This is a genomic window from Salinibacterium sp. ZJ70 (assembly GCF_011751865.2).
Lineage (GTDB): Bacteria > Actinomycetota > Actinomycetes > Actinomycetales > Microbacteriaceae > Homoserinibacter.
This window is the reverse complement of the sequence record NZ_CP061770.1, coordinates 1067162-1090117: the sequence shown is the minus strand read 5'-3', so window position 1 is coordinate 1090117 and position 22956 is coordinate 1067162. Positions and strand designations below refer to the sequence as shown.

Below are 22956 nucleotides of genomic sequence, written 5' to 3'. Positions count from 1 at the left end.
GGCGCGCCCGACCGAGTCAGATGCGCCGTGAAAGTGTCGGCGAGCGCGCAGGCAGCGGTGGCACCATCGGTGCATGTTCCCCCCGACATTCCTCTTCGGCGCGGCGACGGCCGCCTACCAGATCGAGGGCGCGGCTCATGAGGGCGGCCGCCGCGACTCCATCTGGGACGCCTTCTGCCGCGTCCCCGGCGCGGTGATCGACGGCCACGACGGCTCCGTCGCGACCGACCACTACCACCGGTATCCCGAAGACGTGGCGCTCATGAAGCAGCTGGGGCTCGACGCCTACCGCTTCTCGATCTCGTGGGCGCGGGTGAAGCCGGATGACGCATCCGTGAACCCGGAAGGTCTCGCTTTCTACGACCGACTCGTCGACGAGCTGCTCGCCGCCGACATCCGCCCCTGGCCGACGCTCTACCACTGGGACATGCCGCAAGCGCGCGAGGAGCTGGGCGGATGGCCCGCCCGTGAGACCGCGGAGCGCTTCGCCGAGTACGCCCTCGCCGTGTACGAGAAGCTCGGCGACCGGCTCGACACGTGGACGACGCTCAACGAGCCGTGGTGCTCCTCGTTCCTCTCCTACACCGCGGGCGCGCACGCTCCCGGCCACTATTCCGCATCCGAGGGCGTCGCCGCGGGCCACCACCTGCTGCTCGCCCACGGGCTCGCCGCGCGCGAGCTGCGTGCCGCGGGGGCGGCCGCGGTGGGCATCACGCTCAACCTCGCGCCCGTGCATCCGCTGCGCCCCGCCGACGAGGGCGATCAGGATGCCGCCCGCCGCATCGACGGGCTCTTCAACCGGTTCTTCCTGGGGCCGCTGTTCCGCGGCGCGTACCCGGATGATCTGCGCGCCGACCTCGCGCCGTTCGGTCTGGAGGACGTGGTGCTGGATGGCGACCTGGCACTGATCCAGGGTTCCGCCGACTTCCTGGGCGTGAACTATTACCACGGCGAGCTCGTCTCGACGCTGGAGCCCGAAGTGCCGCTGCAGCAGGACGCGCCGACCACACGTCCGGTGCACTCCTCGTGGCCAGGGGCCGAGTTCGTGAAGTTCCACCCGAGCGGCGCGCCCACCACCGCGATGGGCTGGGAGATCCAGCCGTTCGGCCTCACCGAGTTGCTCGCCCGGGCGCAGCGCGACTACACAGGCAGGCTGGGGGTGCCGCTGTACGTCACCGAGAACGGCGCCGCCTTCGACGATCAGGTGTCCGCTGACGGCGCGGTGCACGACGCCCACCGCGTCTCGTTCGTGCTCGAGCACCTCGACGCCGTCTCCGCCGCCATCGACGCCGGCATCGACGTGCGCGGCTACTTCTACTGGTCGCTGCTCGACAACTTCGAGTGGGCGTGGGGCTACCACAAGCGCTTCGGGCTGATCCGGGTCGACTACGACACGCTCGAGCGGACGCTCAAGGAGTCGGCGCTCGCGTACCGGGATGCGATCGCGGGGGTGCGGGGTTAGGGCGCGTCCGGTCGGCTGAACCACCGCGGCCTCAGCCCTTGGCGACGACCGCGGGGAACGATGCCGCCAGAAGGTCCGCGGTGGCCACGATGTCGCAGGCCGCCTCCGTCCGCGTCTGCAGCATCTTCAGGAGCTTTCCTGGCCACACGACATCAACGCCCCCGACGGTGAACTCTCCGCCGAACAGCGGCCAGTCCGCGTCCACGAAACACAGCACACCTCGGACGGGGACGTCACCGACGACGGCTCGGACGCGTTCCACCTGGCCGAGCACGCCGGGCACGAGCTTCGAGTGATCGCGACCACCGACGAGCAGCGTCTCCGTCCGCGGACGGATGATGCCGCCCTCCACGCGCAGGCTCGGGCGCTTGTCGCGATACCTCTTCGCATCGACGACCCACACGCCATGCCCGGTGACGACCAGGTGGTCGATGTTCGCTCTGGTTCGCGGAATTCGACGGTCGTGAAGAACGCGGATGGCATCTGATGCGATGGAGTCGAGGTGGCGCGCCACCTTCTCCTCGCCCGCTGCGCCGACCGCCCACGCGGCCGTCGACTGGCGCTCGGGCGTCAACGCAACCGCGATCGAACCGATCCTGCCCTCGCCCCAGGTCTGGCGTACCCGCGCCTCGTCTTTCGCCTTGCGACGCTCGTATTCGGAGCGTGCCGACCCGCCCGCCGAGCCGTCTTCGTCAATCCGGTCAGCCATTCGTCTCGCCCTCCAACATCACACAGCGATACCGCCCGCGTGTCATGCCCACGTAGAGCAGGTCGTCCCAGTCGATGCCGGTCGATTCGACCCACTCGCGCGCGGCAGGGTCGATATCGGTGAGAACGACGGCCTCGGCATCCAGGCCTTTGAACTTGAAGATCGACCGCCAGCGGATCCCGCCACCGCCAGGCGTCGCCAGCTGCTTGCGCAGCCAGCGCTCATCAGCGGATGCCTCTGGACGCGCGAGGAAGGAGCCGACGAGCGACGACCTCTCGCCGAACGGGCTCAGCACGACGATCTCGTGCGGCTCGTGGTGTTCCAACAGCCGCTTGAGCGCGGATGCAAGCGCCGAGGTCTCGCGGCCCCGTGCGACCTCAACGCGCTCGAGTCCTCCGGGAGTGGCGTCACGGAGCCGGTGGCGCGTGAAGCCCAGGGAGCGGCCGAGGCGCTTCTCGGCGGAGTGGATGAGCTCGGGAACGTTGCGGCAGTTGCGGCGCAGACGAACATGCACGAGATCGGGGATCGACGCCTTGGCGACGTCGAAGGCTCGCACCGCCTCTCCTGTGCGCAGGATCTGCTGCCGGTCATCGCCCGCCAGCAGCATCACAGTGCCGTCGGCCGAACCGGTGCCGGCAAGCGCGAACAGGATCTCCACGAGCAGGGGGTTGCCCGCCACATCCTGGAACTCGTCAACGAGGATCGCTTCGAACGCACCCAGGTACGGCTTCTCGCGAAGCACGGAGAGTGCCCGCTCAGGGAGCTCGCGCCGATACCACTCGTCGCCTGCGGCTGGCGGATTCGTCGGCTCGCCGATGATCTGCAGCATGAGGCTGTTGAGGTCGAACACCTCGATCTCCGGACGACCGACGAGCAACCGCAGCTCGTCAGCCATGAGCACGTTCCAGCAGGTGACGAGCGTGCGGTGCCCCTGCTTGGCAAGGCTCCGGGCGGCGGTTGCGAGGAGCAGGCTCTTGCCGGTTCCCGCAGGACCGTCGAAGAACACGTGCGGATTATCTTCCACAAGCTCGAGCGCGAACTCCTGCTCCTCGATGAGCGCCCGCTCGGCGATCCGCCGCGCCTTCGCCCGATCGGATTTCGTCTGCGTCACGGTGAAATCGCCGAGCAGCGCCGAAGCCATCTGGTCCGCCCTCTCAGGCGTGAGCACGGAGCCGTCGAAGTCGACGCCGTCGACGGAGGAGAACCACGCCAGGTGCTCATCGATGACCTTCTCGATGAGCCAGGCGGGCTTCGCGAGATCCTCCTGCCATCCGAGCTCCCACTCGAAGAACTGCATGTCGCCGCGCGACCTGTTCTCGAACTGGTGGCGGCTCAGGTTCGTGAACCACACGAGCCGCGCGATCGGGAGCCCATCGTCGAGCAGCTCATGCTGACGCAGATACCCGCGGATGCTGGATCGCGCGATCACAAGCTGCTTGAACGGATCCTTGGTGGGTGCCGGCGACTTCGCGAGGTACCAGTCGCCCTCCCGATACTGCACGTGCTCCGCGGTCTTCGCCTCGATGAGCACGATGCCCTTCCCCGGGATGAGAACGGCGAAGTCACACTCCCCCATCGTCGCGCCCAGATTCTGCGCGAGCTGCATCGAGTGGATGACCGTCCAGTCCCGGGTGTCCATGAGCGACTCGAGCGCCATGAAGATCTGCTTCTCGGATCGGTTTGCACCATCACGAGGAACCCCGGGGATCATGCGCACCATGGGCTGAGGCTATCCGCGCTCGTGCGGGCGCCGCGCGCCCCAAGGTTGGGGGGATCCGCTCGTTCGCGGGCGGAACCGCCGCACGTCGGCGTGGGGTTTCGAGAGCACCTCCGCCTCGATGTCGGGGGTGCGGCTTAGCGTCTCTCAATTGTCGGCGTCGTACCCGAAACGGCGCATCTTCCGACATCCGAAATCCACCCGAAAGGCAGTCGCATGACCGTCTCCCCTCCTGCTTCACCCGACTCCGGCGAGTCTGCAGCGCCCGCAGCGCCCGCCGCACCCGCCGGGCCGTACTCCGCGCCGCCCGTGACGTCATATCCCGCACCGCCCGCTCCCTCTGTCGGACTCTCGACGACCGGGCCGAAGTCGTTCCTCGTTACGTGGCTTCTGGCGCTACTCGTCGGATTCTTCGGGGCCGACCGCTTCTACCTCGGCAAGATCGGCACCGCGATCCTCAAGCTGATCACCTTCGGCGGCTTCGGAGTCTGGGTGCTCATCGACGTGATCCTGGTGCTCGCCGGCGCTCAGCGCGATAAGGCCGGACAGCCCCTTGAGGGGTACGCCCAGCACAAAAAGATCGCTTGGATCGTCACCGCCGCGCTCGTGGCGCTGTCGCTCGTGACCTCGATGGTCAACGGTGCGAACGCCGGATCGCGCCCCGGCGCATCCGACGAGGTCGCCAGTGTCGTCGCGGAGCCGGTCGACGAACCCGAAGCCGACGAAGAGGCCCCGGCCGAGGAGCCAGCCGAGGAAGCCGGCGACCCCACCGCGGAGTGGGCCGACAAGGCGTTCGGCTCGTTCGAGCCCGTCTCGCAGGCGGGCTCGGGCGACAACCTGATCTCGCTGCCTGTCGGGGTGTCGGCTGGTCTCGTGACGGCGACGCATGACGGATCGCGCAACTTCGTGATCAGTGTGCTCGACGCCAACAACCAGTCCACGGGCGACCTGCTCGTCAACACGATCGGCGGCTACAACGGCACGACGGCGTGGGGCTTCAACGCCCTCGGCGATGGGACGACGTTGCAGATCACCGCAGACGGCGCCTGGAGCATCACGATCTCCCCCATTTCGACGGCAACCCGCCTCGACGGCGCCGCATCAGGCACCGGAGACATGGTGCTGCTGTACTCGGGCGGCGCGAGCAAGCTCGCAACCACTCACAGTGGCTCCCGCAACTTCGTCGTCTCGGAGGAGACCGCGAAGATGTTCAGCTTCGGTCTGCTGGTCAACGAGATCGGCGCCTACGACGGCGTCGTGCCGCTGAGCTCGGGTCCGAGTGCGATCACGGTGTCGGCCGACGGCGGCTGGACGCTCGCGGTCGGATAGCTCCGATGCTGACAGGCCCGCCGATCCGTCGGCGGGCCTGGTCGTCGTTCGTCACGGTGGACGAGACGAACCTCTAGAGGATCGTCCTCGTGGCAGACCGCAACGGGAGTATCGGACCTTTGCCATCAGCGGACGATCCGCGGAAACGCTTCGAGGAAGCCCGCGTTGGGGCGCGCGTGCGGCAATGCCGCGAGCACGTCGTTCAGCGCCTGGCCTGCGGGCACACCGAGATGCAGGGCGGCGTAGGCCGCCGCGACGATGGGTGTGCGCGAGCGCGCCTCCACGCAATGCAACAGCACGGTCCGGCCCTCCGCGCGGAGTGCCGCCACCGAATCCGCGGCGTCGCGCAGCACCTCGTCGAGGTGCGGGTTCTCGGCCGGGTCGGCTACGTCGATGAGCCAGACGCGGTGACGCATCGCCGCCGGGATGCGCGCCGGGACCTGCTCGGACCCGAGGCGGCACAGCGAGACGACCGCATCGACTTCGCCAGGCAGATGGTCGAGCGCGTCGACCGAGCCGATCAGCACGCCGTCGTCGTGGGGGTGAGCCGCGAGACGCCCGCCCGCGAAACCGCTGTAGTCGAACCGTGGGCTGGCAGGCCAGCCGTGCGCATCCGGACGGCCACGTCGGGCCGCGAGGATCGCGGCAATGGTGAGCTCATCCGCGTCGAGCCCCGGCCACCCGTGCAGAATCCGGCGCCAGCGGAACGGCACGCCGCTGCCTCCGCGCACCGCACCGGCCAGCGCTCCCGCGATCGCGGCGACGGTGTCGGTGTCCCGACCGCCGCGTACCGCGCGCTCGAGGACGTCGACGAGATCCCCTCCATGGGTAATCGCCGACCACGCCCCCTGCAGCGCCTCGACGACCCAGCCGTTCTTCGCGAAGTCGCGCGGCTGGCGCGTCTCGGCGTCGGTGATGAGCGCGACCCACCGGTTGCGGCGTTCCTCCGGAAGGCCGTCGATGCCCACCTGGATGTCGAGCTCGCCCGTGCGGATGGCGTGACGGATCGCGAGGCACCAGATGACGCAGGCATCGCCCGCGTCCTCGTCGACGTGGGTGAGCCCGCTCACCGCCCGCGCCGTCTCGGCGAGAGCGACCTCCTGGCCGTCAGCGAGGAACGCGAGGGCAACAGGAGCCGTACGCATGAGCGATCCGTTGCCTCCGGAACGCCCGCTCGCGTCGTGCACCGCGCGAGCCGACGCGCGCGCAGCCTCCGCGGTCGCGCCACCATGGCGACCGATGCTGGCCAGCACCTGACGAGTCTGGATGCCTACGTCGGGTGCGGTTCGTGCCCAGTCCGCCCAGGCCGCGACGATCCGATCGAGCGACGCTTCCTCAGCGAGGTCGGCACCAGCGGCGAGTTCGCGGAGGATCGGCACGGCCATGCTCGTGTCATCCGTCCACTCGCCGGGCGCCCATCCGAATCCGCCACCGCCAGCCATCGTGACCGTCGCATCCTCGGCGAGCGGTGGGCCGAATTCGTATCCTGCTCCGAGTGCGTCGCCCGCGGCCATGCCGAGGACGGCGCCGACGGCGCGATCGAGCTGAGGTGCGGTGAGTCGAGTGGTCATTGTGCGTCTCCTTCTGCGGTACGGGTGAGTGCTGCTGGCGGGGTGATCGAATCGAAGAAGTACAGGTAGTGCCCGCCGATCAGCTCGTCGGCAGACAGCCGATAGTGGGCGTACTCGCTCGTCTGGTGCGGTTCGGTGAGCGGGGAGCTGAAGCCATGAGGAACACCTCCGGTCGGGAAGATCGGCACTCGATACCGCTTTCCGTCGAGCGGACCCCCGAGGAGGATCGCGGGAACGTGGGCGAGCTCACTGTCGTGGTACGAACTTCGCATGGCCGCTCCTATTAGATCGATTGTGCTCAAATTCAGAATATGGCCTACCGCCGACATTGCGCAATACTGCGTAAACTGCGTGGATGATCTATCGCGACAGCCACGGCAAGAGCCTCGACGACTACCCACGCCCATCCGTCGCGGTCGACACGGCGGTGCTCACGGTTCGAGATGCTCTCGAGGTGCTGGTCGTGCGGCCGGATGCGAATGAGGCATGGCGCCTGCCGGGAACCTTCCTGCACCCGGGCGAGCGTCTTGCGGACGCGGTTCTCCGATCTCTGCGCACGAAGGCTGACGTCGATGGACTCTCCCCCGCGCAGCTGCATGTGTTCGACGATCCGACTCGGGACCCCCGCGGATGGGTGCTCTCCGTCGCGCACCTCGACATCGTGCCCGCACGTCGTCTCGCCGTCGACAGCGAGCGCACGCAGCTCATTCCCGTCATGGACGCTGCTGGCCTCGCCTTCGGCCACGACGCGATCGTGGCCGAAGCGGTCGCCGCGATGCGCGATCGCTACTCCGCCACCCCCGACCCCGCGGGCTTGCTCGAGGACGCCTTCCGCATGAGCGAGTTGCACGCGCTCCACGAGACGGTCGCCAGCGGACCCATTCAGCGAGACGGATTCCGCCGGGCGATGCTCCCACTCCTCGAACCCACGGGCGAGCTCGACCTCGGCGCACCGGGGCGTCCGGCGCAACTGTATCGGCGGCGGTAGGGGGCTTAACTCGTTCGGCGACCGGGGCCTGTGGTGCTGGGCTCTCCAGTCCACAGACGCTTACGCTCCTCGATGCGGCGACGGGCGTCGGGGCGGAGATCGTCATCCGTCAGATCCGAGAGCTCTGCGATCACCGCATTCATGACAGCGGCGCCCCTCCGGCTCCTACGGAGATGCTCGGACATCTGCTCAGGCTTCTCATACCTGCTGGGGTCGAGCAATTCAGCGAGACCGATGACCGCCCTGTCCACACCGCGGCGTTTGAGGTCCTCCCACTCGAACCAGCTTGAGGGGACCACCTCATGCAACCAGGCGACCGCATGCTCGACCGGCTGCTCCACGGGATCGAACCGGGATGCCACGCGCTCGAGAAAGCGAACGAGATCGTCGCCGGTCGCATCCGACTGACCCGCGTGCGCTTCGACCGCGATCCGCTGCGCCAGTCGGATCTGCTCGGCGGCCCGGGCGGAATCCGCGAGAAGCGCGAGCTCTCGGTTGTTCTGAACCGTGCGCTCCAGGTACGCGCGCCGCCGTCCGTTCGCGCGGCGCCGCCGCTCGAGCTCGAGCAGCGCCTCCTTGTCGAGGCCTCCCGCACCCACGAACCTCGGCCCGGCCTTGGGTTGCGAGGTTGGCGACGGGTCGGTTCGCTGCTGCGCAGGGCTGGCCGCCTGCGCGCCGGCCTTGGGCTGGTGTGGGTTCCCGGCCTCGGGCGAAGACTGGCAGCGGAGCCCAGCGACGGCGGCATCGAAGGCGTCCTTCGGTGCATCACGGCCATGTCTGCGATTCGCCGTCCACGAGGAGGGCCGCACGATCGACGTCCCCGGCGGCAGCATCGAGACAGCACCCTCGGGGCCGAGGTAGTCATACGTCCACGAACCGTCGGCCTCCGTGACCGCTCGCCGCAGATAGTCCGCACGCTGCTCGTCGCCAACCGGAATGCTGGCCTTCGCGGCCGGACCATGCTCGTAGACCGGCATGTCGGCGAAGACCCGCCCATCGAGCGGCCCGCCGACGCAGCGGACGAGTGCGTACGCGCGGACGGGGTCGTTCTGGGACATCTCGGCCTCCGGTTCGGGAATGACGGTTCGGGTGTCCGTCATTGTGGCGGCAGCCGCCGACATCCACTGCGACAGCGAAGCCAGAAGTTGGCTGCGGGTCAACCGCGGGCGAGAAGCTCCGGCCGGCTCGCCAGGTGCGCTGCAAGGCCGAACATGTCCGAGTAGATCGACGAGGCACGAAGGCTGTAACGCACCTGCAGCTGGTGGCGGATATCCGGCTTCGCGCCCGCCTTCAAACGATAGGTGAATACCGGTGCTGAGTCGGCAGCGAGATTACCGCGGCGGATGTGCGTGAGCTTCATCGGGATGGAGGCGAACTCGCGCATCTCCGCCGCGGTCCAGGCCTCCTCGATCTCCGGCGAGCGCTGCCCGAGTCCTCCGCGGGCACCCTCGAGCGGGACGCCATCGAGAAGAAAACCTGCGCTCTGCGAGCCGATACGACCGTGGTAGGTCGGCGGCCGCCAGTACGAACGGCCGAGCCCGGTGCCCCACCGCTTCTCCACCCGAGCGAAGTCCGTCGTCAGAGAATGCCAGCGCGCATTGCGTCCATTCCAGCGGTCATTTAGGTGGATGTCCCGTGTCGTCGGCGCGACGAACGCGAGCACGCGGCCGTCGTTCTCCGCCTCATCTTTGCGTGGCTCTTCAGTAGCGAACCATAGAGCGATGAGTGGGTTCTCCGACACATCGAGCAGCCGCGTGGGTCCTCCGAAGTGCTGCAACTGGGCGAGCAATTCGAGCGCGGGGACACCGTCGAACCTCCAGTCCTCTCGCGCCAGACGCAACGACTCCTTCTCAGCGGCGACCATCTCGTTCTCGGTCGGGTAGCGGCCGTACACCTGACGCAGTGCACGCGACAGCGAGCTGTGTACTCCCCACGATGCATCGCGCACGCCGCGCCAGACGAGCCGGTGCCCTTCGTATCTGGCGGTCAGCTCGTTGACCTCGGCCTGGAAATCCTGCCAGTTGGCGATGCTCGCCTGCTCCCACGGCTCGAAGAATCGCGTCGCGTCGCTCATGTCGACCCGCTATTCCGTAGTCGCCGACGCCAGCAGATCCCGAGCCACATCGGAAGGCGCGCCCTGATAGCTGACCACGAGCTCGTCGCGCGCACGGCTGGCGGCGACGTAGAGCAGCGAGCGCGCCTTTGTCTCCGCCTCCTGCAACTCTTCAGCGAGCAGGTTCTTGACGGAAGCGGGAACCGGGAAGCTGCCAGCCGAGATGTCGAAGACGATGACACGGCTGAACTCGAGCCCCTTCGCCTTGTGCATGGTGAGCACGGCGATTCGACCTGCAGGTAGCACGTCGTTCTTCGGCTCTCCGACGGGGACGTCTGCGGCAAGGAGCCTGTCGTGCAGGGCGGTCGGGCGGGCGGCTGTGACGACGGCGATCGATGCCGGGTCCACACCCGCATCGATCCACTCGCGCAGCACCTCGGCGACGACCTTCGCCTGGTCGGCCATGCTGCTCGCCGCGACTACGCGCGGGGCGGGGCCGGTGCGCGCCGAACGGTACCCTCCGACCACCGCCTCAGCATCGCCTTCAGGGTCGAGGTACACCCCTCCTTGGAGAGCGGCGAACGCGAACCGGAGATTCTCTGCTGTGGTGCGGTAGTTCAGCTCGAGGCGGCGCGAGCGGCCGCGGATCGCGATTCCCAGCCGGGAGAGGACGACGGGGTGCCCGTAGATCCGCTGGTGGCTGTCCTCTGCGAGGAAGATGTCGTTCTGCCCCGGCGCCACCAGAGCGCGCAGCAGCTTCCAGTGCGACGGGGCGAGGTCCTGACCCTCATCGACGAGCACATGGTCCGCAAGCGGCGACGTCTGATCGAGGTAGTGTGCAGCGACCTCGGCGGTCTCCTTGAACGTGAGCTTGCCGTCGAGGCGGAGAGTGCGGCGGCGGCGCTCGATGATCGCCCACACAGCGTTGCGCTTCGCGCGGTCGAGCGCTACACCGCGCCCGGGTCGGCGCACCGTCAGGAAGTCGTCACGCGTGGTGATTCGATTCGGGAGCACGACATTCACGTACTCGGCCTCGAGGAAGGCTGCGCTGCGCACTGCAGCGGGAAGGTCGCCGGGTTCACGCTCGGCCGCCTGCTCCCACTCGTCGGCGTCGCTCACGAGTGGTCCGTTCGTGCCCGCCTCTTCTCCGATGGCACCTCGACCCGCCTCGCTGTACGACTTGCTCCCGTGCTTCCGCACAGCGACGGCAAGCTGATCGATGCCGCGGATGAGCACGCCGGGCTCGCCGAGCTCCCCCGCGATCCGGATGGACGCGTCGAGCCGCTGCAGATCTCGCTCGAGGTTCGCTGCGAGCTGCCGGGTGAACGTGGTGAGCACGATCCGCGCCTCCGGGTTGCGGCGGGCGAGGTAGCGCGCGCGGTGCAAGAGTACGACTGTCTTGCCCGTACCGGCACCGCCGGTGAGACGGAACGGGCCGTTGTAGTCGCGCTCGACGTATCGACGCTGCTCGGGGTGGAGGAATACGCGCCATCCGGCCATGTCGCCGAGCTCGATGATGTCGCGGAGCTCCTCGTCGTTCTCGATGAGACGCCACTGCGCCCGTGCGGCCGGATGCTGGAGGGCCTCGAGGATGCGCTGATCGTCGTCCTCGTGAGGCTCGGGCGCCGGGGTATCGACCGCGACGTGCTCGAACCCTGGCTGCTGCTCCGACGCATCGGCGGCGTCATTGCTGTTCTCCGGCAGAAGATCGAGCGACTCCTGGATGTGCTGCACCGACATCTCAGCGAGCATGCCGTCGAGCACATCGGCGTGCCACGCTGTGCTGAGCGTCCGTGCGAACGCCCGAACCTCGGACTCGGTTGCGAGGTCGAACACGAAGTCGGCGACGCGCGGCGAGAATCCGAATCCGTCGATAAGGTCGCTCGGCAGGTAGCCGAGTTTCGTGAGCACCGGAGTATCGTCCGTCTTCGCGACAGTGGCTGGCGCGGGGGCGATCGGCGCCACGCCGACGGCCGCAGGGGCGGCTGTTTCAATCAGCTCGAAGACGCCGTTGACGGGATTCGTACGGAGCGAGTGGCGCTCGGCATAATCGATCGCGTCGTCGTGGTTCCAGATGCCCGCGAGCAGGTAAGTGGGCTCGCCGCCGTGGTTCTCAAGCTTGTAGAGAACCGCCCGGTACTGCTGGTTCACGCGTCCGGTGCGGACCCGCCGATCGACGGAGTTGTTGATCGGCTCAATGTGCAGACCCGGCGAAGTGTCGTCCTCGCATAGCTTGTTGAGGAACTGGAATGCGAGCGCACGCACATCCTTCTGCAGGTTCTGCTGCGTGTACTGCTTGGACATCATGAGATTGGGCATGGCGCTCCTGCTCAGTCGTTCTCGAGGGCGGTCCGGACCGCCTCGGGTTGCGGTACGACGATGGTCCAGCCCGCGGCGAGCAGGTCCTGACGCTCGTCGTCGGCGAGGTCGTGGTCGAGCACGATCTTTCGGTCGGGCCAGCACACCGCAAGAGGGATGCCGTCGCCAGTCTCGTGCCCGAGGGCTGGCAGCGGGAGGTCGTTGGCGCCCACCGAAGCGAGGAGCTGACGCTCGATGTCCGTCGCAAGCGGCCCAAGCTCGCTCCACACCTCTGGAACGCGCTGAACGGCTCCGGATTCCGACCCGGCGCCTGATTCGGTCTCGCTGCGGGCTCCCACCCAGTGCGAAACAGTTGAAGGCGCAAGCCCGACAACGTTCGACCATCGCAGCCAGAGCTTCCACTGGTCGATGAAGCCCGGCGCAAGCAGCGCATCCGTGCGATCGTCGAGCACGAGCGCCGCTTCCACGGTCAGGTCGGGATGGAGACGCCCGGCGAGGGCGACTGCACCAACGTGGGTGAACGCGCCGTTCGACACCCCACCTGCCGCCTTCTCCGCGTTGAGTCCGTCGAGGAGGGCGCTCCCCCATGCTGGCAGGCCCGCATCCGACACCCGGTATTGGGTCGGCGGGTTCCACAGCAACATGGGCAGCACCGTTCCCATGCGCTGCCAGAGTTCGAGCGACGAAGGATCCTGCACGTACGACATGACCTGGTCGATGGGGTTGCTGGCCACATAGTCGACGCGGTCTGCGGGGATCTTCCACATGCTCGCGAGAGTCTTCGCCTTGGATTCTGCGAACCAGGCGGGCAGTGCAGGGCGCGTTGTCGCGCTCGCCTCAACGAGGTCGTCCCACGTGACGCTGAAGACGATGTGACCCTGGTCTCGCATCCAGCGCCGCTTGGCAGCGTCGTCCGCGATCCGGTTGTGGGTGGTGGTCGCGTGGTACTGGAAGCCGTCGGTGTAGATCGCGATGCGCTGCGGGTCGCCGTGACGCTCGAGCACGAAGTCGGGCCTGGTGACGCCGAAGTCGACCTGCTCTCGCAGGATCCAGATGTGGCCCCCGGGGAGCGTCGCGGTGATGCGCTGTCCGGTCGCGTCCGTGGTGTGGACGATCGATGCGGAGAGCGCACGCATCCGCTCCTCGAACACCTTTCGGAAGAACGATTCGAGCGGCGGTTCGCTCTTCGGCGGGGCTTCGTGGCGCACGTCCCACTCGTGCGGCGAACCATCCTCGCCGAGCAGCTTCTCTAGCGTGCGGATCGCCGACAGCCGCGAGACGTTCTTCGCGGCGCGGCCGGCGAACGGCAGCAGGCAGCGCGGGCAGGCGTTGCGCTCCTCCTCTGCGCACGGGCATCCGCGCAGGTGGTCAAGCGCCGCTTCGAGCACGGCCCGCATGCGGTCGGGTGCCGCGAGGTCGGCAAGGTAGCCGGTTCCGCCCGGTACGGTGTCGTGGAGCAGCAGCGCGGTGGCGTGAGCGCCATCTCCGCTGGAATCCGGATCAACGATGGTCTCGACGCTCAGGTGGTCCGGGTCCCCGCCGATCGTCTCGCGGAGCCCGAGCAGGATCGCGGCGGTGAAGCTCGTCATCGCGGGTCCCTGGTCGAGCACGACCGACGAGGGAACGCGCACGACGAGCCCTTGCGTGCGGAGCCGACGCATGAGCGCGATCTGCCGGGTGTGCTCCTGCGGACTGCTGCGGTGTGGGCACCAGGCACGGTGCTCGCTGCGCGAGTTTGTGTTGGTGCTGCGGTCGAGCTTGCCGCAACTGGAGCACACGCGGAACAGCGGCGCCCGCACCTCCGAGCCGGCGATCGCGCGCGGCTGACCACCCGCGGCCTGCGGGCCGAGATTCAGCCACCGGACGTCGACCTCGCGGCAGTACCGCACTCCGAACCCGGTTCCGTCGACGTGCCACTGCGTGGCGATGTGGTCGGGGTCGATGTCGGCGGTCGCGATGATCGTGAACTGCTGGCGGCTGCGCTCGTCACGGCGGTCGTCGATGGTCGCCTCATCGCGGCGCACCTCGGCGCTCACGCGTTCGAGCGCGGCGATCGGCATCCGCTGGCCGACGTCAGCGAGGCCGGTGTCGCCGCAGCGCGGGCACACTGCGATCTGGGTTCCGGTCTCGTCGATGTCGTGCGCATAGCCGCACGCGGCGCAGAGCTGCCAGGTGTGCACATCGCCGCCGTCTGCACCGAGCTCGACGGCGTCGACTGCGATCTCGAGCCCGTGGGCGTAGAACGTGGCGCCCGGTACGAGCTCGCGGATCGCCATGCCTGCACCGCGCGTATAGGTGTCGCTGCTGGACTCGTAGGTGTTGGTATCCGGGTCGTACCAGCTGAGGGCGACGTCAAGCTGCACGCTGTCGTCGAGGAGCGTGTAGTTCGGCAGCACGCCGACCGCTTCGAGTGCGCTCACCCAGTGCTCAGTGCGCATACGGGCGAGCTGCGCGCGGATGCCCTTGTGGGCGGAGACCGCGGCGCGGTGGTCGATGACGTCGTCCTCCACGGGCGACGGGTGCTTGGCCTTCGCCTCGAGCTCCGGCAGCGCGGCATCGATCTCGTCGAGACGGTAGCCGAGCGCCTGCAGGCGCTGCTGCCAGCGCTGCGCGGCGGTGTAGACGAGCTCGGCGAGCCCACTGGATCCGGGCCCGTCCACAGGGGCGGCCCAGGTGCGCAGGGATTCGACGGCCCACTCGTCGAGCGTGTCGAACGTGCCGAGGAACTCGTTCAGGTACTCCTCACGGTGCTCCTCCGCCCGGTGCACAAGCTCGCCCAGGAAGGTGCCGGATTCGGCGCTGCCTAGCGCATCGGATGCGGTCCGCGGCGCGGTCACCGACAGATCGGATGCCATCCGGTCGATGAGCGAGGCGATGTACTGCCGCTGCAGGATCTCTTCGGCGTTCAGGTAGGTGGCTGGCGGCCGCACGGCTCCCTCGATCACGCTGAGCGGCTCTTCGAGTCGCGGCAGCTGGTCGCCGCGTCCGGTGACGAACGCGAGATTGAGGGCGTTGCCGGTGAGCCGGCCGGCGCGGCCCACGCGCTGCAGGTACCCGGCGACGCTCTTGGGGATTCCGGCGAGCATCACCGTCGAGAGGTCGCCGATGTCGATACCCATCTCGAGAGTGGGCGTCGCGACGAGCACATTGGGCGCGTCGGGCGCGTCTGCGGATGACTTGAACTTCGTCTCGTACTCGAGGCGCACCTCGTCGGCGAGGAGTCCGGTGTGCTCGCGCGCAACGACGCGCCGCATGTCGCCCTCGGTGTAGAGGCGGCGGTAGAAGTTGTCGCTCTCCCGCCGCTCGACGAGCACGCCCGCGCAGCGGGGCGACGTGCAGGGGGCTCCGGTGAGCACGGCGATCACATCTCGGGGCGCAACAACGCGCGTCTCGCATACAGGGCAGGAGAGAGCATGGTGCCCTTCGACCCACTCGTCGCGCTCGATCTGCACGACGCGCACGCGCTCGGCCGGCACGGCGTAGGCTGTTCCGCCGGATGCTGTGGGCGTGCCGGTGACGATGCCTGCACGTTCGAGCTCGCGGAACAGCGTTCGTGTCAGGTGCGCACCGATCTGGGCGGGCACCCCAAGCGTGTCGCGCGCCCACTGCGCGTACCAGCTCTGGGTGCTCGTCGCGGGGTCGAGCGACGAGCGGCGCCGCGCTTCGCCGGTGAGCGCGTCGCCGACGCGGGGCCACGCGGGTGCGTCGCGTCCCTCGGGGAAGGCGGGCATGCCCTCCCCCTTGGGGCGTCCACCCCAGATGTACCAGCGGTTTCCGTCGTTGGCGGCGTACTTGCGATACCAGTCGTGTTCGATGGCGCCGCGCTCGCGCATGCGCTCGAGTACGCCGCGCACCCACCAGACGAGCTGGCCGGTGTCGAGCTCGGGGGCACGCTCGTCGAGGTCGAGCTGAGGCTGATGCATCACGTCTTCGGCAGAGCGACGGCCGATCGCGGTGAGCTCGGCGTCACTTCCGGCAACGACCGCAGCGGCAAGCGTGCCGGTAGTCCCGAGCGTGCGTCCGACGCGCGACATGAGGCCGAACTCGAGCGCGACGTCGAACAGAAGCCGCTTGCGCACGCGCCGCAGAAGGGCGGCGCGGTTGCTGACCGGTGCGGCGGCATCCCAGTATCCGCGGAAGTTGGGCCGGTGGGCGATCTCGGGCGAGAGCAGCAGGTAGCGCTGTGCGGGCTCGGTTGCCTGCTCCATCATCGTGTCGACGAGCGTGCTCAGGTCGATGCCGCTGGCGGGGACGGCGCGGCGGATGGCGTTGCGCAGCGCGAATACGTGGGCGCGGCTCTGCACGAATCCGGCACGGTGTGCGGCGTCTTGCACGCTGTCGGTGAAGACGAGCGCCTTCTTCTCTGCCGCGTCGAGGTCGGCGGCGCCAAAAAGCGTCGTGATGGCGACCGACAGCATCGTTGCGATCGCGCTGCCGACGAATCGGATGCCGTCGTCGCGCCCGCACGACGGGCACGTGTCCTTGCGCGCGGCCTCATCGGCTCCGGCGCCCATGATGGCGAGCACTGGAAGCGCGCGGTCGCCCTCGGGCTGGTCGCTCTCGAGACGGCGGCCGAGCGGGTCGAGCCAGCGCAGGCCCGAAACCTCGGCGCCGTCCTCGCGGCTGGTGGCTTCGTGCGGCGCGTGGATGAGCGCGCGGAAGCGCGAGTCGTCGGCGAGCCGCTTTGCACGGGGGTCGACGCTCTCACTGTCGAGGTCGTCACCGCCCGGCGCGAGCGCGACGCCCCATCCGCTACGGCCGCAGTGACGGCAATAGAGGGCGGGGAAGCGCGGCTCGATGCGTCCGTCGGCGACGGTCACGCCGTCATCGGCCCACGCAAACGCAACCTGGGGTGTGGCGAGGCGGTCGAGGCGGGTCAGTTCGCGCACCCACAGGTGGAGGCTCACGTCGAGCGCCTGCCCATATCCCGCGGTGGCTCGCACCTGGCTGAGCGCCGCGAGCAGAGCGACGATCGTCGTTCTGCGCGTTTCGCGCCGCTCGGCGGGATCGAGGTGTGCGTCTGCGGCTGTAGGGATGAGTTGTGCAGCGAGGTCGTTGAGGTGCACCGCGTGTTCCGCGGACTCGGCGAGCCGCCGGAGATCCGGGTGTGCGACCACGAGGTCGAGCGCACTCGCCTCGGCAGACACCTCCCCGCGGTACAGCGCCGCCAGGACCGCTCGCGCTCGCATGGCCGCGTCAGACATCGACGACGCCTCGCGGATGGCGGCCAGCACCTCGCGGTCGATGGCGGCAGGCTCGAGCCCGCTGTCACCCGCTCGTTGCCCGGCCCACTCGTCGATCGTCAGCCGGGTTTCGGTGATGACGCTGTCGGGCGAGAACGGCACCCCGAACACGGTGCGCGCGAACTCGATCATCGCTGCCGGGTCGCCCTTGTCGCCGAGCGTCGCGGAGGTGGCTACGGGGGTGATGCGCCCGAGGGCCTCGGCACCGTCGACGCGCGCCTCCCGGGCGAGCACGAGCGCGAGTCTACGCAGCAGCATCGCGACGTCGGTGCCCTGGGCCCCGTCGTAGGTGTGGAACTCGTCGAGCACCAGGTAGCGCAGGCTCGTCGCACTCTGCTGCCAGATTCCGCGGTCACCGCGGCGCAGCAGCAGCTGGTCGAGCATCTTGTAGTTGGTGAGCAGGATGTCGGGTGCGCTCTCGCGGATGGCGCTTCGCGAGGTGATCAGTGATCCCGGGCTCACCATGCTCTGCTCCCCCGATCGCTGACCGGTGTAGAGCGCGGCGCGGACGCCGCCCAGCTGGGGCACACCCGTGATCAGGTCGGCGAGGCGCCGTGCCTGGTCGTTGGCGAGGGCGTTCATCGGGTAGAGGATGAGCGCCTTGATGCCCGTCTCCCCCGCTGCCTTAGCGCGCATGACGTGATCGAGGATCGGGTAGAGGAACGCCTCGGTCTTGCCGGATCCGGTTCCCGTCGTCACGAGGGTCGGCAGCGGCCCCTGCGGCGCGCCGTCGTCGATCCGGCGGCTGCTGAGGCGCCGCCAGGCGGCGGCCTGGTGCGCATGCGGCACGTGCGGAGGCGTCCAGCCGAGAAGCTGCTGCCACCCGTCGGCGGCCGGACGGAACGGCGCTCGCAGGCGCACGTAGGGACCGCGGAATATGCCGTTGTCCGGGTCGGTGAGCAGACGGCGCAGCTCCTCATCGGCGGGCGGATCCGCAAACGCGAACGTGGTGGTGAGGTAGTCGGTGAGGGCGCCGCGGAAGCTCTCGGCCTGCTCCGCGGGCAGCAGAACGCTCACAGCTCAGCCTCGAACCGCGCATATGCCTCGCGCATGTCCGCCTCACGGTCGAGGAACCGGAACGGCAGCTCGTACACGTACTCGACTCCCGACCCCGGGTGCACCGCGGTGCGCTCCTCCACCGCCATGCGCGCGGCATCCGTCGGCTCGCCAGCCTTCCGCCATGCCTGGCGGATCGTGGTCGGCACGAGGCGACCGTTGGCGTCGAACAGGTACTCGTTGCGGTCGTATCCAGCAAGAACAGGAAACTGCGTCCGATAGATCGTGACGAGCTCGTCGATCGTGATACCCAGGCTCAACGCAACCAGCACGTCGATTTCCAGCTGCGCCCGCCGCCGCTCGACCGCTTTCCTCAGCACTCGATCAGGGCCCCACTCGTTACCGACGACGTCACGCCATAGCGGCGCGAAGGCATCCGTCGACGCGACAAGTCGCAAGTAACGGGCCGATATAGCACCGATGAATCTGCCGCCGCTCTGCACAGGCAACCGTTCGAACACGCCTTGGTAGATTCCGCTTTTTGGCGCTGCGCGCACTCCGAAATCGGAGATGAGTGAGGAGCTGAAGCCCGCGGCGGCTACGAGAGTGTCGGGTTGTGCTCCGCCGACCGCGAATACCCCATTCACGTGCCCCGCGCCTGGCGGGATCAGCGCAGATATGAACGTCCGTTCCCCAGTATTCGCCGCCATAGCGCGCCATGCGATGCGGTAGAAATCGCGGATGGGGCGGTGCTCGCCGTCGACCTCCCATGTGCCGTACGCAGCGTCGTACTCCGCGCGGGAGCCACGGGGCTTGTACTGGGTGACGGGAATCGCGTCGGGTTCGAGCGCCTCGAGGTCGACCGACGTCCAGTCTTGGTTGTGGAGCATCGTGGGGTTCGGGTTCTTGTAGAACGGTGTGGCCACGTGAATGTGGGGACCCTGCAGGATGACGTCGCGCCAGCTTTCGGGCCGCCCCCACTCTGCCTCGAAGCGCCCCTTCTTACGGTCGATCGACTCATCCCAGCCGCGGCTGAACTGCAGCCCGAGCTCGGCCATGCGCGGCGCGGTCGACAGCTTCGCGAGCACGGCAGCGGTCGAGCGGTTCACGGTGTACACCATCCGCGTTCGCACGACGGGGACGGACTCGGTCTCGAGGATGGCGTGCCACGTGCGCAGCACCTCGCCGTCGACTCTCTGAATGCGCGAGGCGTGCGGTCGGAGATCCCACCGCCCTTCGTCGTCCTTGAGGCCAGGCTCCGGCCCGCTCCCGTCATGCCGCAGCGATGCTTCCACGGTGGAGGGGTGGTACAACGAGGTCGCCTGCAGGAAGTCAGGCGAGCGCTCGGGGCCGTAGACGTTAATGCCGTAAGAAACAAGATGATGCACTTCGAATAGCGACAACTCGTTGATGAACTGCCAATGCCGGCGAAGACGCCGGTACGTTGCTGCGCGCAATACACCCGCCTTCTCGTCGGTGAAGTGCGACTCCGGGTGGATCAACACCACGGATCCTCCGCGCGACATGTGCGCCCACGTCGCAGTCGTGAAGCAGCGGTAGAGGTCTGGCTGCAGGCCCGCCAGTTGCGGGTAGTTCTGAACGCCGCCAATGAATGCGGCGAGCGCTACCACCTCCGCTGTGCCGTCAACGAGGATCTCGCGCACGCCCGGTACGGCGAGCGCCGCCTCACGGTGCTGCGCATCCTCGGCGGCAGTGGATTTCGCCTTGAGCTGCCACCATGGGTCGCCCTCGGCGAGCAGCGCCTCGACGTCGGAGCGGGGCCGCACCCAGGGCGGGTTGCCCACCTGCAGGTCGAACCCGCCGCGCAGGAACACGGGTGCGAAGTCGAGCTCCCAGTGGAAGAAGCCCTGCCGCTCCGCGATGCGCTCCGCGACCACCAGCCAGGGCTGCTCACGCAGCACGTCCTTCACCGGGAGCGCCGACGCGAAGCCCAGATCCATCTGCTCGGCCTCGGTGAGCGCGTCCCACCCGTCGGGAAGGTCGAACGTCGTTGCCCCTGCGTCCCGAGCGGCGCGTGCCTTGCGGGTCTCAGATCCGGTCGTGCCGAGCAGGCCCGTGAGCGCGGCGATCCACTGCTCCCACGTGGGCGGTTCCACCCCTCCCGTGAGGTCATCGGTGAGCGGCCAGAACCAGAGCGCGCACCACGCGTCCATCACACGCCGCAGGCGCCGATAGGCGCCATCTGCGTCGGCGAGCGTGTGCTCAATCTGCTCGCGCGACACCGAGTGCGGGCGGTCGTCGTCGGGGTCGGCGTCGCGGCCCCACAGGGCGATCGGCCGGCGGGCCTCCCACTCGGCCACCTGCAGGCGCTTGGCCGCGAAGGCCCACAGCGACTCGACCCGCGACGCGAGGGCTTCGAGCTGCGCGATCTGCTTCGCGGTCGGCTTCATGCGCATCGACTTGCGCCACGTCGTCAGCGCCGCACGGGCATCCGCGGCGAGCTCCTTCGCCTCCTTCGCGTCTGCAGAGGCACCCCATCCGTCCGCCGGAAGCAGGAAGTGGTGGATGCCGATGTGCACGTCGTCTCGCAGCGGCACGTCGCGGGGAACGTCCGAGAGCCACCCCTTCGAGCGCACCTGATCGGCGCTGAACACCGCTCGCCGCGCGCCGACGAGCGAGTTGCCGCGCCGCAGACGGAGACCGAACCAGGGGGCATGGAGCCCTTCGCTCATCGTGTCGAGCCACAGCGAGATCTCCGCGAGCTCGACAGCCGTGGCATTGAGGTCGACGCCGTACACCTGGTGCAGGGCGATCCACGCCTTGACCTTCTGCAGCTCGCGGGGGCGCTCGTCGGGGTCGATGCGCACCCCGAGCTCGGCTTCGCGGCGGTCCAGGTACTGCTCGGCGAGCTGACGCACTGCCTCGATAGCGAACGCGCCCGATCCGAGCGCCGGCTCGCAGACCGACAGCTGCAGAATCTGCTCCGCGGTCGTCTCGGGCGTGAGCAATTCCTCGAGCGCCTGCGACACCGTGAACCGGGTCAGCACCTCCGGACTGTAATACGAGGCAGACTGCTGACGGTCGCGACCCGAGAGCCGATACACAAAGGCGCCAGCACCGTGCACGACGGGCTTCGGCTCACCCGTGATCGGATCCGGAGCTTTCACGAAGTGCTTCTCGTCGAGGTGCCCCGACCGCGAGACCGGCACCACCCAGGAGCCCTTCTCAGGCTTCCCATCAGGCGCGACCTCGTGCAGATCCTCGGTGGCGAAGAACCCCGTGTACGACATCAGACCCTCGTACACGGCGCCCAGCTGGTTGATGCCGAGGTCGGCGTACGAGATAAAACCACGGTCGCGGCCCTTCTGGGCCTTCGAGAGCAGCAGCCGCTCCAGCACGCTCTGCAGCGCGCCATCCGAGAGCTTCGACTCGCTGATGCGTGAGACCGCCTCCGGGCTGAAGAGGTCGGCTCGCAGCGAATTGAAAACGAGCCCGTCCGTCAGATCAGTGCTGCCCTCCGCCTCGGGCGACCCCTCATCAATCAGGCGGAACAGCACCGCGAGTGAGTCGTAGAAGTGTGTGCGCTCGGCGGCATCGCCCGAAAGCTCGACAAGCACCAACTCCCGCAGGCGGTCGAGCCCATACCCCTCACCGAATTCAGGGGCACCCACCGGGAGCACCTTCAACTCGGGAGACGACTCCGCATAGAGAAGGAAGAGGATCCGGTAGATGAAGCGCAACGACTGCTTCGCGAGCGTCTGCGCCTGGTCAGCCGGAATCGGATCCAGCCCCAGCCGTGCACGCCGCTGCACCGCGTCGTTCGCGATGACTTCAATGGCGAGGCGCACGCCCTCGCGCAGATCCTGCGAAACACCGACCGTGTGCTTGATCGACTCCTCGCGCACGGAGCTCCACCACACCGTGCCCTCCGCGTCAGGCAGCAGCGACTCGGCCGACAGCACCGCAACGAGACGGTCGAGCTCACCGCCCTTGCGCTGGTCATTGCGGTCGACCACGAGCTGCACATCAACGGCGAGGTAGCGACCCTCGGGCCAGCGCTCGCGATCTACCAGCAGCGCCCATCGCCCGGCCAGCACAACCGCGAACTCCGGGGCATCGTCAGCCACAAGCAGGGTCGACAGCAGACGCGAGAGGCTCGTGACTGCGGGCTCACCCTCGGGCGCATACGCCTCAAGCAGGGTGTCGCCATCCTTCTGCAGCAGATCGTCCAGCGACTCGGTGTGACGGCCCTCGACCAGCGCGAGAACGGGCGCATCCGTGCCGGGAGTGCTCAGCCAGTTGACCGGCCCGAGCGTGCGCGAACGCAGATGTGCGTCGTCGAACCCGAGAGCCGACACGAGCGGCCGCGTGACCTCGTCGTGCTGCCGCACGTCACGCTCGAGACCCGGCGCAGCCTCGTCGAGGCGGGCGAGCGCAGACGCGAGCTCACCCGCGATGCGGCTGACACCCGCGCGAGGCGAGTCACCATCCTCGTCCCACGACTTACGGCGCTCCAGCACACGCTGCTGGAAGGACTGCTTACCGTCCGTGGTGAAAAAGTGTTCGCTGATCCAGCTCTCGCCCACGATGAATGCGTCGCTCTGCATG

The 22956-nt window shown here is 68.3% G+C and carries 12 protein-coding genes; 3 read left to right on the top strand and 9 right to left on the bottom strand.

Features of this window, described 5'->3' with window-relative positions; genetic code table 11:
- Window positions 1-73 precede the first annotated feature (73 nt).
- On the top strand, window positions 74-1462 hold the full coding sequence (locus HCR12_RS05135) for a GH1 family beta-glucosidase (protein ID WP_166869319.1): 1389 nt from the start codon (window positions 74-76) through the stop codon (window positions 1460-1462).
- Between the two features lie 31 nt (window positions 1463-1493).
- Here the strand turns inward: HCR12_RS05135 and HCR12_RS05130 are convergent, their stop codons facing one another.
- Window positions 1494-2171, bottom strand: a complete 678-nt coding sequence (locus HCR12_RS05130) for a nuclease-related domain-containing protein (RefSeq protein ID WP_166869321.1) — start codon at window positions 2169-2171, stop codon at window positions 1494-1496.
- Entirely contained in the window at window positions 2164-3891 is a 1728-nt protein-coding gene (locus tag HCR12_RS05125) for a nuclease-related domain-containing DEAD/DEAH box helicase (protein ID WP_166869323.1), read from the bottom strand. Before HCR12_RS05125 ends, HCR12_RS05130 begins: the two co-directional genes overlap by 8 nt.
- A 306-nt stretch (window positions 3892-4197) precedes the next feature.
- On the opposite strand from HCR12_RS05125, the gene HCR12_RS05120 reads away from it, so the two are divergent.
- A complete protein-coding gene (locus HCR12_RS05120) occupies window positions 4198-5217 on the top strand; it encodes a TM2 domain-containing protein (RefSeq protein WP_224763684.1) in 1020 nt (339 codons plus the stop codon).
- A gap of 125 nt (window positions 5218-5342) precedes the next feature.
- Here HCR12_RS05120 and HCR12_RS05115 read toward each other — a convergent pair whose 3' ends face one another.
- Window positions 5343-6788, bottom strand: coding sequence for an ADP-ribosylglycohydrolase family protein (locus HCR12_RS05115; protein WP_166869327.1), 1446 nt, complete (start codon window positions 6786-6788; stop codon window positions 5343-5345).
- Entirely contained in the window at window positions 6785-7060 is a 276-nt protein-coding gene (locus HCR12_RS05110) for a hypothetical protein (RefSeq protein ID WP_166869329.1), read from the bottom strand. Before HCR12_RS05110 ends, HCR12_RS05115 begins: the two co-directional genes overlap by 4 nt.
- Before the next feature lie 83 nt (window positions 7061-7143).
- Between HCR12_RS05110 and HCR12_RS05105 the strand changes: the two genes are divergently transcribed.
- Window positions 7144-7776, top strand: coding sequence for an NUDIX hydrolase (locus HCR12_RS05105; RefSeq protein ID WP_166869331.1), 633 nt, complete (start codon window positions 7144-7146; stop codon window positions 7774-7776).
- 5 nt (window positions 7777-7781) lie between these two features.
- Here the strand turns inward: HCR12_RS05105 and HCR12_RS05100 are convergent, their stop codons facing one another.
- The 5 genes from HCR12_RS05100 to HCR12_RS05080 are packed head-to-tail and all read right to left on the bottom strand — an operon-like array spanning window position 7782 to window position 22955.
- Window positions 7782-8876, bottom strand: a complete 1095-nt coding sequence (locus HCR12_RS05100) for a hypothetical protein (protein ID WP_166869333.1) — start codon at window positions 8874-8876, stop codon at window positions 7782-7784.
- 56 nt (window positions 8877-8932) lie between these two features.
- On the bottom strand, window positions 8933-9850 hold the full coding sequence (locus HCR12_RS05095; RefSeq protein WP_166869336.1) for an FRG domain-containing protein: 918 nt from the start codon (window positions 9848-9850) through the stop codon (window positions 8933-8935).
- Window positions 9851-9859: 9 nt separating this feature from the next.
- Window positions 9860-12148: a UvrD-helicase domain-containing protein gene (locus HCR12_RS05090; RefSeq protein ID WP_166869339.1), complete on the bottom strand. Its 2289-nt coding sequence runs from the start codon at window positions 12146-12148 to the stop codon at window positions 9860-9862.
- A gap of 11 nt (window positions 12149-12159) precedes the next feature.
- Window positions 12160-18408 (bottom strand): DEAD/DEAH box helicase, encoded by a 6249-nt coding sequence (locus tag HCR12_RS05085; RefSeq protein ID WP_166869341.1) that lies wholly within the window; start codon window positions 18406-18408, stop codon window positions 12160-12162.
- Window positions 18405-22955 carry a DNA methyltransferase gene (locus HCR12_RS05080; RefSeq protein ID WP_224763683.1) on the bottom strand — a complete coding sequence of 1517 codons (4551 nt, stop codon included), beginning with the start codon at window positions 22953-22955 and terminating at the stop codon, window positions 18405-18407. Before HCR12_RS05080 ends, HCR12_RS05085 begins: the two co-directional genes overlap by 4 nt.
- Window position 22956: the final 1 nt, after the last annotated feature.

What these genes read in the sequence shown, in the direction of transcription:
- HCR12_RS05135 (WP_166869319.1), top strand. Translation starts at nt 74, where the DNA reads ATGTTCCCCCCGACATTCCTCTTCGGCGCGGCGACGGCCGCCTACCAG.
- HCR12_RS05130 (WP_166869321.1), bottom strand. Translation starts at nt 2,171, where the DNA reads ATGGCTGACCGGATTGACGAAGACGGCTCGGCGGGCGGGTCGGCACGC.
- HCR12_RS05125 (WP_166869323.1), bottom strand. Translation starts at nt 3,891, where the DNA reads ATGGTGCGCATGATCCCCGGGGTTCCTCGTGATGGTGCAAACCGATCC.
- HCR12_RS05115 (WP_166869327.1), bottom strand. Translation starts at nt 6,788, where the DNA reads ATGACCACTCGACTCACCGCACCTCAGCTCGATCGCGCCGTCGGCGCC.
- HCR12_RS05110 (WP_166869329.1), bottom strand. Translation starts at nt 7,060, where the DNA reads ATGCGAAGTTCGTACCACGACAGTGAGCTCGCCCACGTTCCCGCGATC.
- HCR12_RS05105 (WP_166869331.1), top strand. Translation starts at nt 7,144, where the DNA reads ATGATCTATCGCGACAGCCACGGCAAGAGCCTCGACGACTACCCACGC.
- HCR12_RS05100 (WP_166869333.1), bottom strand. Translation starts at nt 8,876, where the DNA reads ATGACGGACACCCGAACCGTCATTCCCGAACCGGAGGCCGAGATGTCC.
- HCR12_RS05095 (WP_166869336.1), bottom strand. Translation starts at nt 9,850, where the DNA reads ATGAGCGACGCGACGCGATTCTTCGAGCCGTGGGAGCAGGCGAGCATC.
- HCR12_RS05090 (WP_166869339.1), bottom strand. Translation starts at nt 12,148, where the DNA reads ATGCCCAATCTCATGATGTCCAAGCAGTACACGCAGCAGAACCTGCAG.
- HCR12_RS05080 (WP_224763683.1), bottom strand. Translation starts at nt 22,955, where the DNA reads ATGCAGAGCGACGCATTCATCGTGGGCGAGAGCTGGATCAGCGAACAC.